Below are 12,414 nucleotides of genomic sequence, written 5' to 3'. Positions count from 1 at the left end.
AAATGAAACTGCGGTTTACATGATTTTTTTTGATAAATAAAAAAATTGTCATCAACAAATTCGATTTTACTTGTTACACTTTATTCGCTGTTTTCTTGGCATGTTTTATGCTCATTTATTTTTCCCTTAACCGCAACGATTAAGGAACCACAATGCCACATGATGTTGATTTAATTATATTACTTGCTGTTGGTTTTGGTATGGCCCTTATTTTTGGCTATATCGCAGCACGTCTACGTCTCCCTCCTTTGATTGGTTATTTAGTTGCAGGCATTATTATTAGCCCCAATACCCCTGGTGTGGTCGGCGATATGAAGCTCGCCAATCAGCTGGCTGAACTAGGGGTGATGTTCCTCATGTTCGGTGTCGGGATGCATTTCTCCCTCAAAGATTTACTGCAAGTACGCCGTATTGCTGTGCCTGGCGCAATTCTACAGATTGCGGTTGCAACCTTACTCGGGATTGCAGTTTCTATGCTTTGGGGCTGGAGCTTTGGCTCGGCACTGATCTTCGGCCTAAGCTTATCTTGTGCCAGCACTGTTGTTCTGCTCAAGGCATTGGGTGATCGTGGCTTACTTGACTCAGTGAATGGAAAAATTGCTGTCGGCTGGCTCTTGGTTGAAGACCTCGTGATGGTTTTAGCCTTGGTCCTTCTACCCGCAACAGCGGTATTACTCGGTGGACAGGCACTACCTGGGACAGATACATCGCAAAGCATCTGGATCACGATTGGTATTACCCTGCTCAAAGTGACAGGCTTTATCGCCTTCATGCTGATTATTGGTAAACGACTTGTACCAATGATCATGCAATTCGTGGCACGTTTAGGTTCTCGTGAGCTGTTTACACTCACTGTTGTTGCAGCTGCGGTTTCAATAGCATACGGCTCTTACGCGGTGTTCGGCGTATCCATGGCGCTTGGCGCATTCTTTGCGGGTATGGTGGTAAAAGAGTCCGACTTTAGCCACCGTGCGGAAGAAGAAACATTGCCATTACGTGAAATTTTCGCAATTTTGTTTTTTGTTTCAGTCGGCATGCTGTTTGATCCGAGCATTCTGGTAGAAGAGCCTTTACGTATTTTAGCTGTCGTTGCGATTATCATGGTGGGCAAGACCTTAGCAGCTATGGCTCTGGTATTGTTCTTCCGCTACCCAATCAATACCGCCTTAACCGTAGGCGCAAGTTTGGCGCAAATCGGTGAGTTCTCCTTTATCTTGGCGACACTCGGTTTATCATTAGGCTTACTTACACCTGATGCCCAAAACCTGATTCTTGCCGGCGCATTGTTCTCGATTACCCTGAACTCATTTGTGTTCTCTGCAATTGAACCTGTACAGCGCTGGATTCGTGAACGCTCGCATTTAGCACGTTTATTAGAACGTAGTGGTGACCCACTGGCCATGTTACCAGATGAGGTAGATCAAGCTTATCTACGCGATCAGGTGGTGATTATTGGCTATGGTGGTGTAGGCCGTCGTATCAGTGAAAACCTGATGCAACAAAATATCAAAGTGGTGATTGCTGAAGAAAATCGTGAAATTGTTGAAAAACTACGTAGCCAAGGCATTGCCGCGGTCAGTGGTGAAGCGACTGAACCCAATGTATTGATTCAGGCACATATTCAACATGCCCGTTTGCTGGTCATTTCACCGATGGATATTTTAGATATTCATCGTATCGTGGACATTTCAAAACAGCTAAATCCTGAAATTCAGGTCCTTATTTGCGCAGAGAGTAAAGAAGAAGCTGTGGTGATACGCGAAGAAAATATTGGTGAAGTGTTCTATGCCAAAGAAGAAATGGCAAAAAATATGAGCCATCATATTCTCAGTCAAATCGAACTGGCGCATCAATCCGAAGCCCACTAAATATGTTCAAAAATAAAAAAGCGTACTTTAAGTACGCTTTTTTATTCTGTGAGATTAGCTCAAGTGTGGAGGTTGCTCATCGACGACTTCGGCCTGCCACTCATTCATCTGCTTTTCTAACAGACCAAACAAAGCCGCTTGAATCATGTGCTGTGCGACAGTTGCTGTTTGATCGCCAAGTATGGCTTTGACCTCATCACTAAACTGTATCTTCACTAAAGGCTCATTTTCAGAACCCGCATTGCGCAAAGCCAACTCACCACCTTCGAGTTGGACCAACTCAAGAACTGCTTCTTGATTACCAAATAATTCTTTTAACTGTTGCATTGACATAAATTTTCTCCATGCTTCAACATGGTGGCAAAGTATTTTGCGCTCACGTCTTATTTATATAAGTACTGTTGGCATAGATTTCAAGTCGCTTTAAACATTCGACTTAGAACTCAACCATTTCATTACGGAAACCATCAATTAAATGACTCAATTCACGATGCCACTCACGTAAAATTTTGGCATCGGGCAACCAAGCCTGTGGGCTTTGGGTGACCTTGATGATTAGGTTTGAGGACGTCTCATTTTCAGGTTCAGGTGCTGTTGGCTCAGGTGCATATTGACACATACGGTATGCACGCTTTAACTCTGCCACAAAACCATCTTTAGCCAATTGCTGCAAAACTAAAACTTCAGGTGAAACCTGCCCTTTATCTGCCATATGCTCTTCAATCGATTTAAAGGTCGGCTGTAAATCATTGAGACGGTAATAACGCACCAGTTCCTGCAAGAAAGCTAAAAGTGCACCATGCAAATGGAAAACCGCAGCTTCGCGATAAGCCTGTGCCTGCTGAATATGCTCAGTTTGCTCCGCTTGTTGACATGCAAGACGAGCAAAATACAGTTTTTGATTGGTACGATCTGCATGATAACGAGCAACACGGGACATAATATTTTCCTTCAAGATCCTTTCGCTTGGATAGCTTAAGATTAAATGCTTTAATGATAAAATCAATATCTTTTGAGCCTACCCATGCGTCATATTCAACAAGCCATACTGAGCTTAATATGCTGTATGGTCATCCCAACTACCTATAGCTGTGAGCCAGCAGGATTAGACTGGGAAAAGCTCTATACAGATTATGATGTAAACCATGATCAAATGATCGATCAAAATGAATGGAAAAAACTGATCCAGTTACGAGGCCAACCCGTTGCTTGGCAAAAACAGGTCCTCACAATCGATTCCAAAAGAATAAAAATCTTTAAAGCCTTAGACCTCAATCACAATGGTCTGATCGACCAGCAAGAAATGATCAATATCTATCAATATTTTTCGAACCCTTGTCAGGGCTGGGGTTCAACTTGGGGTAAATAACGGTAGATAAACTATCCAATGTCCAACTCAAGCAGATAGAGTTTTCGTTTGGCAATGATTTGAATCGGTGGATCAATCGGACGAATATTACCAATAACCCAAGCAAAATATCCTTCAGCCCAATACATCGCACAAGCTGCGTCAACTTCATCAGATCGCCATGGATGCACGGATTCAATATCCACCAGTGCAACTGCAAAACCAACGTCTTCATCCCCATCATTCAAAAGAAAGTTTTGATTCTCTACAATTATCAAATCTTTCAGTGGCAACATTTCAGGTTGCCATGAGCGAACTTCAAGAGTTTTAATTTTCTTCGCTATTCGCTCAGCATTTGGTGCAACAATTGATAAAGCCGTATATTGCTTTAACATTGCTAATTAAGCTTTATCATCCGCAGCTTTGACACGAATGCCTTGGCTTTTTACTTTCAAGGTGTTTAAACCTTTAATTGCTTTAATCGCTTCACGAGGATTTGGCATTTCAACAAAACCAAAACCTTTCGATTTACCCGTTGCTTCGTCTTTGACCACGACACAAGACTCAACTTTTCCATATGCTTTGAATAAGTCGAGAATTTCCGCATCAGTCACATTACGGTCTAAATTACGAACTAAAATTTTCATGCTAAAACCTAAAAGATGATTCATTGTAGAATCAATGAATCAAAAGAAATTGAATCTGCCTAGTTTAATCGAAATCAATCCCAAAACCTAAATTGATTGTGGTAGCACGAGAACGATTGCTTTGACCATAGCCACGTGGAATATCTCGATGAATCTGAACATCGACTAAATGTTGAGGTAAATCATTGAGGAAGTAACTTTCTATTTTTCTTCCTAGCTCATCATATTGATCTTGTGACCATAAATTTAAATTCTGTTTGGTCAAAATCAATTCATCTTCTGCACGGGTTAAGGCCACATACAGCACACGACGCTCCTCCTCCACATCATCAAAATCGCCTTGTGCACGTGCATGAGGATATTGATTCGGAGAAACATGTGGGACATAACAGACTTTTTGTTCAGCACCCTTAGCTGAATGGATGGTAATCAGCGTCACTAAATCTTGGTCAGGCGTTTTATCAATTTCTGAGATAGAAATTGGATCAAGTACATATTCCTCTAAGAACTCCCCAAGAGCACTGTGTTTACGTGCCAATTGCTTGACCAAATCAAAGTCTTTAACACGGCGTGACCAATCTTTAGTTTTATAATTATTTTCCAGCTGTTCATTTAGCGCATCCAGTGCAAGGCCTATACAAGCTTCGACATGCTGCTGCAATACATCCAGTTGCATCAAAATTAAAATCGCCTGTTGTGGTACTTTGCCATGCCGCTCTAAACGTTGGCAACGGGCTTCAATATCAGGCAGTTGAATCAGCTCTTGCGCCAACTTACTGGCACCCACATCGCCCACGCCATCCCAAAGCGTCAGGAAACGCATCCAGGCTAAATCATCCTGCGGGTTAACGCTGACCCGAAGTAAGCTCAATACGTCTTTAACATGGGCAGACTCAAGCAGTTTTACCCCACCAACAAAACGATAAGAGATATTGGCTGCAATCAAAGCACCTTCCAAATAACGCCCACTAAAACCTGAGCGCAGCAACACCATATGTTCTGCCCAAGCCGCACCTTGCATATGACGGCGACTCAAATCCTGAATAATCCAATTGGCTTCCTCAAACTCATTACTCAAGATATGCAGTTGTGGCTTTAACCCTTTGCCCCGATAAGCCTGTAGATGCTTGTCATATTCAATTTGGCTCTGCTCCAGCAGCCAATTGGATAAATCCAAAATACCTTGGGTCGAACGATAATTCATTTCCAAAGTCAGCACTTCTGCATCGGGTACACGTTCTTTAAAATGATGAATATTTTCAAAATCTGCGCCACGAAAGCCATAAATAGATTGTGCATCATCCCCCACACAAAATAGTTTTACCTTGCCAACTAAAGGCTGAAGCAAAGCCCATTGCAGTGGATTAGTATCCTGCATTTCATCAACCAATAAGGCAGAGCAGAAACCAGTGACCCACTTCACTAACTCTGGTGAACTTTGCAAATGCACGGCAACAATAGATAGGATATCGTCGTAATCAAGAAAATTACGTTCATGCTTGCGTTGCTCATAGGCTTTCATCAATTCAGCAATTTGAGCTTTATACTCAACCGCTTGGGGTAACTGCTCAATCAATGCATCTGACAATTTGGTTTTGGTATTCCGCGCATAAGAATACAGATCGCACAATTCTGCAGCCTTCGGCAAGACATTGCCCTTATCTTTGCCACGCAATAAGCGGAACATCAGCAATTGATCATCTCGATCAATAATACTGAATTGGCTCAGCCCAAAAGCACGTGGATTACGGCGCAATAGATACATACAAAAAGTATGAAAGGTTGATGCACGTAAACCTTTGGCCTGTGCGCCCATATGTTGTTCAACACGCGTCACGATTTCACTTGCTGAACGTCGGGTAAAGGTCAGAATCTGAATTTGTTGTGCAGCTAAACCCTGATCAATTAAATATGCTGCTCTTGCCACGATGGTTTTGGTTTTACCACAACCTGCTCCAGCCAAGACCAGACAATTTTGTGCTGTCGTTGTGGCTGCTTGTTTTTGTTGAGGATTCAGTTCATCAATTAGCTTGGCAAGCGTCATACAATCGGTCAATTAAAAACGAAATGCTATTTTAGCAGACTCAAGCCATTGAAATGTTTCCGACTACAAAAACAAAAAGAGCATGTGTATTACATGCTCTTAGTTTTAACTTGATCGTTTAAATTGTGGTTGAGCTATGTGGTAACTGCTTAATTGCGCCAGCAAAAGTCAGGTAATTAATGCCTTGGAATAGAATATCAATCGCAAGGAACATCCCCAATACCCAGAACGGTGAATCCGGTGATGAAAGAATGAGAATACCGGTGAGTAAGGTTAATATGCCGGAAAACAGCACCCATCCCCAGCCTGAAATTGGTCTAAGGATAAAGGCGTTCACGGTACGGATAATCCCTGCAATAATTAAGGCAACCGCCAAGAAACTGGTGAGTACCACCGCGGTAATCACGGGTGTAGTAAACGCAAAGTAACCTGCTGCCAGATACAGCACACCAAACAAGGCCCACAACCAACGTGTGCCGCCTTTAAACACCATAAATGCGGCAACAAAATGCAAGATACCACCCAACATCATCAACACACCGAACAGCAATACCGCAGATAGTGTTGCAAAGGGTAAAGCCGCTAAAAGAACAAGGCCAAAAATAACCAATAATACGCCCAATAACAGATACCATTTACGATCAGCGTGCAGCTGATTGCGAATTAGATCGTTACCCACTGTTTTCATCATTATTTACTCTTTTATCATCAATGTTATATCTCTATATTGATCGCGTTTTTCACTGAGTTCTGTATAAGGCATGTTGAGAATTAATGACGGAATGTCAGAAAATGGATGTTTTCTTTGATCTTTTTAAGTTGTGTCATTATTTTTTTAAAGATATGGATAAGTCTGAACTTATCCACAATTTATTTGATCCAGCCTATTTCTTGGGCGGTCAGTACACTGATCACGGTTTGCTCTAAATCGTTTGGCATTTTACTTTTGTGTTCGGACAGTGGAATCCGTCCACCCATTATTTCAGCTTCAGTTTGTGGATAGAGCGGCTGTTTATCTGCCTGTGCATAGCCAATCGGAAAAATAGGTTCACCATTGGCTAAGTTATATTTATCGGTCGCGCCAAAACCATGTAATAACTCATGTACCAACACCACATTGTTCTGTTCTGCCTGTTTTGCTGATGCAAATAAATTGACTGAACCAATGCGCCCACGTTCCAGCGCAGTTGAGTGCTTGAGTTCCCGACTTTGCTTCGGGTCATAGAAATTCAGATATAGAGTTAAACTCGGTGAACCGTCTACCGACTCATGCTGCTTCCATGCATAAAAGCGAAACTTTAGACTCCACAGAATATTATTCAGAGTACTTGGCTGTTCAGACATCTTCGGTGGTGCTTGCTGCAATTCCCGCCCAATCTCGATCATAAAGTAACTGCTTTGCCCTCGATATTGCTGGCTATTTTTTTCCAGATATTGCTTCACCTCAGCAAAATCATCTTGCTGCAATTGTTGAATATACTGCTGTGTTGTAGCTAAACCATCGGCATTAATCGGATGCAACAGCACATTAATCGGCTGATTCCAATCCTGATTTTGATCACGATAAGCATTGATCGCAACGATCAACAACACCAGTAGTAAGCAAGCGACTCGAATATTTTTCCACATGCATTTCACCCCAATCAAAATTAATTTTTCTTTTTATTTGTTCTATAAAAAATGCCAGCAATCGCCAGCATTTTTTAAACTTTAATGTTTAAGCTTCTACCCATTTCCCATCTTGGAACACCAAACTCCACTTGGTTTGTTTCCCTTCAGCGGTTTCAGAACCCACATATTGTGCTTGGTTCTTACGGCTGAATTTCACTACCGTTGGATTGCCTTCTGGATCGACATCTGGAGCTTCTAACAAGAACTGGTATTTCGGATCAAGCTGCTCAGCCACACTGCGTAATTCAGCGACTTTCGGTGCACGCGTTTCACGGATTTTCGGGAATTTGCTGGCTGCTAAGAACAGACCTGCTGCACCATCGCGTAATACGAAGAAATCATCATGCTTGGCTGAACGTAAGTGTTCCATTTTGATTGGATCAACACGCGGTGGCGCTGGTTGACCACTCTTTAATACTTTACGGGTATTGTCACAACTTGAGCAGGCAAAGTAAGGTCCAAAACGACCTGTCTTTAACTGCATTTCACCATCACATTTATCACATGGAATGGTTGGACCATCATAGCCCTTAATCTTGAATTCGCCTTCCTCGACTTCGTAACCATCACAATCTGGGTTATTACCACAGACATGCAATTTACGACCACCATCGACCACATAGCTGTCCATTGCTGTACCGCATTTAGGACAACGGTGTTTCGACATCAAATCAGCTGTTTCAGCACCATCATCATCCGACAAAGCAGCTAAAGACTCGACTGGTGTTAAATTGAGTGTGCCTTTACAACGCTCTTTCGGTGGCAGGTTATAACCTGAACATCCTAAGAATACACCTGTTGTTCCAGTACGAACTTGCATTGGACGCGAACATTCAGGACAAGAGACATCGGCAACTTCGACTGGCTGATTACGGCGCATGCCGCTTTCACCCTGCGCATTGGTCAAACGTTTCTTGAAATCACCGTAGAAGGTATCCAGTAACTCTTTCCAGTTACGCTCCCCCATTGCAACACGGTCTAATTGACCTTCTAAATCAGCGGTAAAAGCATAATTCATCAGGTTATTAAAACTTTCATCCAAACGGTCTGTAACGATCTCACCCATCTTCTCGGCAAAGAGACGACGGTTTTCCAGTTTTACATAACCACGTTCTTGAATAGTTGAAATAATCGCAGCATAAGTCGATGGACGACCAATCCCTTTCTTCTCTAATTCTTTCACCAAAGACGCTTCGGTAAAGCGTGCAGGTGGCTTGGTAAAATGCTGACTCGGATCAAGTTTTTCTAACTTAAGTACTTCACCCACTTTCACCGCAGGCAATAAAATATCATCATCCGATTTATTTGCACCACGAACACGGGTAAAACCATCAAATACCAGTGTGCGGCCTTTCGCCTTTAACTCAACATTTGACGCTTCAACAGTCAAGGTCGAAGATAAATATTCTGCGGGTGTCATTTGACAGGCAACAAATTGACGCCAAATCAAATCATATAAACGTTGTGCATCACGCTCTACGCCCGCCAGTTTATCGCCAGTCAAACCAACATCTGAAGGACGGATTGCTTCATGGGCTTCTTGTGCACCTGCTTTATTGCCATAGCGATTTGGCTTGGCAGGGACATATTTTTCACCAAAATTTTGTTGAATATGGTTACGTACCATATTCACAGCGTCATCACTCAAAAAGGTTGAGTCCGTACGCATATAGGTAATAAAACCACCTTCATACAAACGCTGCGCTAGCATCATGGTTTTCTTCACAGAGAAACCTAAACGCGTACTCGCTGCTTGTTGTAAGGTTGAAGTGATATACGGAGCGCTCGGATTAACTTTAGTTGGTTTATCTTCGCGTAGTGCAACTTTATATTCAGCATCTTTTAATACACTGAGTAAGGCATCAGTTTCGGCTTTATTTTTAAGCTTAAGCGTTTTACCTGCTTGCTTAACCGCTTCTAAGCGTATGTCTTCTTTCTTAGAAATGGTATCTGCAAAAACTTGCCAGTATTCTTCTGGAATAAATGCACGGATTTCACGTTCGCGTTCAACCACCAGTTTTACAGCAACTGACTGCACGCGTCCTGCCGATAAACCACGGGCAATCTTTTCCCATAGTAATGGCGACACCATAAAGCCCACCACACGATCGAGGAAACGACGCGCCTGTTGAGCATTAACACGGTTTAAATCAAGCCGTGTTGGCTGTTTAAATGCTTCTTGAATGGCATTCTTGGTAATTTCGTTAAAGACCACACGATGGTAGCGACTATCATCCCCACCAATCACTTCTCTTAAATGCCAAGCAATTGCTTCCCCTTCTCTATCCAAGTCCGTTGCGAGATAGATTGCATCTGCATCTTTGGCGAGTTTTTTCAGTTCGGCAACTACATGTTCTTTGCCCGGGAGCACTTCATAGTGTGCGATCCAATCATGCTCTGGATCGACCCCCATACGGTTGATCAGCGCAGACTGTGCTTTTTCGGCTTTCTGTTGATCCGTTAATTTGGCACGGGTTGCGGGCTTCTTTTCAGTGGATTTCGCCCCGCCTCCTGTCGGTAAATCACGCACATGACCGACAGATGACTTCACCACATATTGTGAACCCAAATATTTATTAATTGTTTTCGCTTTTGCAGGCGACTCCACAATCACTAAGGCACGTTTCTTTGCAGCAGATGCGGAAGCTGCTGTGCTTTCTGAAGCAGAGCGTGGAGTATTCGCCATAATAAATCGTTTTTCCTATGATCAATCAGAGAGTTAGCGCTGTGCTAAATCATGTAAATAAGCTTTTATCTGTTCAAGCTGTGTGGCTCTTAGGTCAGTTTCTTCATCCCAATACAGTCCGACACAGTTTGCCTGCATATCAATAGCATAAACTCCTTTTAATGCAATGGTTAAATCATTAAATTTCTGATCCCCTTGCACAACCTGAAGCTTGCCATCCACCACCCGCGCGCGCATTAACGCCAAACGAGCATCTGGAATCAACACACTGTAATAAGCCACCATACTGGCACGTTTTTCCGATGCCATTGGAATCTTGGTCCATTCTGGCGCAACGATTAAACGCGGATGCAATCCCATTTTACGCGCCTGATCACGCATCATACCCAATGCCTTTTCTCGTGGACTGACACGCAAGCCAAAAATCGAGCCAAGTACAAACAGTACAATCGCAACAGTGATCCAAATTCCAATATTACTCATAAAGTAGTCCAAAACTTTCTTTTATTAGCGTTACATAAGTTGAATCCAAAAGGCAAGTTACAACGTAAAAAATAATCTTGTATTCAACAGTACCCTTTAAAGCCTCTATTTTCAGACTATCGAACACCTAAAATGCCAAATGCTTTTAACGCGCTTACTTTATTCGATCAGGGTTAATTTTCCGAATTGATCAAGATGTGCATCACCCCAATTCTTTAATGCAACAATAATCTGTTCCAGACTACGACCTAAATCAGTTAAACAATATTCAACTTTTGGAGGAACTTGCGGATAGACCTCTCGATGCAGAATGCCATCTTGTTCTAATTCGCGTAGCTGATTGGTCAGCATTCTCTGGGTAATACTCGGTACACGCTTACGAATTTCATTAAATCGTAAGGTGCCTTCATTAAATAAATGCCAGAGAATGACACATTTCCATTTTCCATCAATCAAACTGATGGCGGCTTCAACTGAACAGCCTGGGGAACAATCAAAACTCGAATGTCGCATTTTTGCCATTTTACAGTATCCTTTTTGACACTATGAGCGTTATTTGTCTGTAGTCACTAAAATTAAGCTTAAGTTATGCTGAGATTCCAATCAAGTGGAAACAAAACCATGAAAGCTGTGGCATACCAAAAGGCAGGTGCAATTACTTTAGACGATGCACTTGTAGACATTGAGATCGACTCACCTATTGCACATGGACATGATTTACTCGTTCGTGTGCAAGCTGTTTCGGTCAATCCAGTCGATACCAAAATTCGGAACAATAAAAGTGCAGAAGATCAGCAATGGAAAATTCTGGGCTGGGATGCAGTGGGTATCGTTGAGGCGATTGCCGAACACGTCACTCAATTTAAAATTGGTGACCACGTCTGGTATGCAGGTGCACTCAACCGACAAGGCAGTAATAGTGAATTACAATTGGTTGACGAGCGTATTGTCGGACATAAACCCAAGTCACTCGATGCTAGCGAAGCAGCAGCACTACCTTTAACCGCAATTACCGCATGGGAAATGCTGTTTGATCGATTACAAGTTCCTCGAGCTGCGGCTGAGAACACTTCGATCCTTGTCATTGGCGGTGCTGGTGGGGTGGGTTCAATCACCATTCAATTGCTCAAACAATTAACCAATTTAACCGTTATTAGTACCGCATCTCGACCAGAAACGTCTGAATGGGTAAAACAGTTGGGTGCTGATTATATCCTAGACCATCGCCAAGCTTTAGCTCCACAAATTCAGCAGCTCGGCTTAAATGCGCCTTTATATGTATTTTCAACCACGCAAACCGATCAGCATCTCGCGGATATTGCAGAACTGATCGCAGCACAAGGTCGTTTCGGTTTAATTGATGACCCAGAGCAACTCGACATTCAGCCCTTTAAATCAAAGTCTGTTTCGGTTCACTGGGAGCTTATGTTCACACGCTCTATGTATCAGACTGAAGATATGATCCAACAGGGCCAAATTTTAAATCAGGTTGCAAGCTTAGTTGATGAAGGAAAGATTAAAACCACCGTGAGTCAGGTACTTTCGCCAATCAATGCAGAAAACCTAAAACGTGTACATCAACAAATCGAAACTGGCACGACCAAAGGAAAAATTGTCCTGCAAGGTTTTTAAACGCGATTATTCAATGTAAATCTTGCTGTCATACC

13 protein-coding genes are annotated in these 12,414 nt (G+C 42.6%); 3 read left to right on the top strand and 10 right to left on the bottom strand.

The genetic code is table 11. The features are described 5' to 3' along the window. The first annotated feature begins 152 nt into the window (after positions 1-152). Positions 153-1,868, top strand: coding sequence for a cation:proton antiporter (locus WA352_RS09205; RefSeq protein WP_336142164.1), 1,716 nt, complete (start codon positions 153-155; stop codon positions 1,866-1,868). Between the two features lie 54 nt (positions 1,869-1,922). On the opposite strand, the gene WA352_RS09200 is transcribed toward WA352_RS09205, so the two are convergent. Together WA352_RS09200 and WA352_RS09195 are read right to left on the bottom strand one after the other, a co-directional pair. Further along, positions 1,923-2,201, bottom strand: coding sequence for a hypothetical protein (locus WA352_RS09200; protein ID WP_005200271.1), 279 nt, complete (start codon positions 2,199-2,201; stop codon positions 1,923-1,925). A gap of 103 nt (positions 2,202-2,304) precedes the next feature. Then, positions 2,305-2,808 (bottom strand): DUF6586 family protein, encoded by a 504-nt coding sequence (locus tag WA352_RS09195; RefSeq protein WP_005192240.1) that lies wholly within the window; start codon positions 2,806-2,808, stop codon positions 2,305-2,307. 84 nt (positions 2,809-2,892) lie between these two features. Here WA352_RS09195 and WA352_RS09190 point away from each other — a divergent pair, with 84 nt between their 5' ends. Next, entirely contained in the window at positions 2,893-3,237 is a 345-nt protein-coding gene (locus WA352_RS09190; RefSeq protein WP_336142158.1) for an EF-hand domain-containing protein, read from the top strand. Positions 3,238-3,248: 11 nt separating this feature from the next. On the opposite strand, the gene WA352_RS09185 is transcribed toward WA352_RS09190, so the two are convergent. The 8 genes from WA352_RS09185 to WA352_RS09150 all read right to left on the bottom strand — a co-directional run bounded on the left by WA352_RS09185 (position 3,249) and on the right by WA352_RS09150 (position 11,269). Then, complete coding sequence (locus WA352_RS09185) at positions 3,249-3,611, bottom strand: ASCH domain-containing protein (RefSeq protein ID WP_336142155.1); 363 nt, start codon at positions 3,609-3,611, stop codon at positions 3,249-3,251. 6 nt (positions 3,612-3,617) lie between these two features. Further along, positions 3,618-3,863 (bottom strand): RNA recognition motif domain-containing protein, encoded by a 246-nt coding sequence (locus tag WA352_RS09180; RefSeq protein WP_004802550.1) that lies wholly within the window; start codon positions 3,861-3,863, stop codon positions 3,618-3,620. A 64-nt stretch (positions 3,864-3,927) separates the two neighbouring features. Then, a complete protein-coding gene (locus WA352_RS09175) occupies positions 3,928-5,907 on the bottom strand; it encodes an ATP-dependent helicase (protein WP_336142153.1) in 1,980 nt (659 codons plus the stop codon). 118 nt (positions 5,908-6,025) lie between these two features. Continuing rightward, positions 6,026-6,598 (bottom strand): HdeD family acid-resistance protein, encoded by a 573-nt coding sequence (locus WA352_RS09170; RefSeq protein ID WP_033133269.1) that lies wholly within the window; start codon positions 6,596-6,598, stop codon positions 6,026-6,028. 179 nt (positions 6,599-6,777) lie between these two features. Beyond that, the gene (locus tag WA352_RS09165) at positions 6,778-7,536 is read right to left on the bottom strand and encodes a hypothetical protein (RefSeq protein WP_336142151.1); all 759 of its coding nucleotides are present in this window, start codon (positions 7,534-7,536) and stop codon (positions 6,778-6,780) included. Positions 7,537-7,624: 88 nt separating this feature from the next. Next, positions 7,625-10,264: a type I DNA topoisomerase gene (gene topA, locus WA352_RS09160; RefSeq protein ID WP_016164983.1), complete on the bottom strand. Its 2,640-nt coding sequence runs from the start codon at positions 10,262-10,264 to the stop codon at positions 7,625-7,627. A gap of 33 nt (positions 10,265-10,297) precedes the next feature. Continuing rightward, a complete protein-coding gene (locus tag WA352_RS09155; RefSeq protein ID WP_004802536.1) occupies positions 10,298-10,747 on the bottom strand; it encodes a hypothetical protein in 450 nt (149 codons plus the stop codon). Positions 10,748-10,906: 159 nt separating this feature from the next. Continuing rightward, positions 10,907-11,269, bottom strand: coding sequence for a winged helix-turn-helix transcriptional regulator (locus WA352_RS09150; protein WP_005192219.1), 363 nt, complete (start codon positions 11,267-11,269; stop codon positions 10,907-10,909). A 99-nt stretch (positions 11,270-11,368) separates the two neighbouring features. Between WA352_RS09150 and WA352_RS09145 the strand changes: the two genes are divergently transcribed. Beyond that, positions 11,369-12,379: a zinc-binding alcohol dehydrogenase family protein gene (locus WA352_RS09145; RefSeq protein WP_336142149.1), complete on the top strand. Its 1,011-nt coding sequence runs from the start codon at positions 11,369-11,371 to the stop codon at positions 12,377-12,379. Positions 12,380-12,414: the final 35 nt, after the last annotated feature.

The organism is Acinetobacter sp. 102 (assembly GCF_037028485.1).
In the GTDB taxonomy this organism is placed as follows: domain Bacteria; phylum Pseudomonadota; class Gammaproteobacteria; order Pseudomonadales; family Moraxellaceae; genus Acinetobacter; species Acinetobacter higginsii.
This window is presented reverse-complemented; position numbering and strand designations above follow the sequence as displayed.

What these genes read in the sequence shown, in the direction of transcription:
- WA352_RS09145 (WP_336142149.1), top strand. Translation starts at nt 11,369, where the DNA reads ATGAAAGCTGTGGCATACCAAAAGGCAGGTGCAATTACTTTAGACGAT.
- WA352_RS09165 (WP_336142151.1), bottom strand. Translation starts at nt 7,536, where the DNA reads ATGTGGAAAAATATTCGAGTCGCTTGCTTACTACTGGTGTTGTTGATC.
- WA352_RS09150 (WP_005192219.1), bottom strand. Translation starts at nt 11,269, where the DNA reads ATGGCAAAAATGCGACATTCGAGTTTTGATTGTTCCCCAGGCTGTTCA.
- topA (WP_016164983.1), bottom strand. Translation starts at nt 10,264, where the DNA reads ATGGCGAATACTCCACGCTCTGCTTCAGAAAGCACAGCAGCTTCCGCA.
- WA352_RS09200 (WP_005200271.1), bottom strand. Translation starts at nt 2,201, where the DNA reads ATGTCAATGCAACAGTTAAAAGAATTATTTGGTAATCAAGAAGCAGTT.
- WA352_RS09155 (WP_004802536.1), bottom strand. Translation starts at nt 10,747, where the DNA reads ATGAGTAATATTGGAATTTGGATCACTGTTGCGATTGTACTGTTTGTA.
- WA352_RS09190 (WP_336142158.1), top strand. Translation starts at nt 2,893, where the DNA reads ATGCGTCATATTCAACAAGCCATACTGAGCTTAATATGCTGTATGGTC.
- WA352_RS09185 (WP_336142155.1), bottom strand. Translation starts at nt 3,611, where the DNA reads ATGTTAAAGCAATATACGGCTTTATCAATTGTTGCACCAAATGCTGAG.
- WA352_RS09205 (WP_336142164.1), top strand. Translation starts at nt 153, where the DNA reads ATGCCACATGATGTTGATTTAATTATATTACTTGCTGTTGGTTTTGGT.
- WA352_RS09195 (WP_005192240.1), bottom strand. Translation starts at nt 2,808, where the DNA reads ATGTCCCGTGTTGCTCGTTATCATGCAGATCGTACCAATCAAAAACTG.
- WA352_RS09180 (WP_004802550.1), bottom strand. Translation starts at nt 3,863, where the DNA reads ATGAAAATTTTAGTTCGTAATTTAGACCGTAATGTGACTGATGCGGAA.
- WA352_RS09175 (WP_336142153.1), bottom strand. Translation starts at nt 5,907, where the DNA reads ATGACGCTTGCCAAGCTAATTGATGAACTGAATCCTCAACAAAAACAA.
- WA352_RS09170 (WP_033133269.1), bottom strand. Translation starts at nt 6,598, where the DNA reads ATGATGAAAACAGTGGGTAACGATCTAATTCGCAATCAGCTGCACGCT.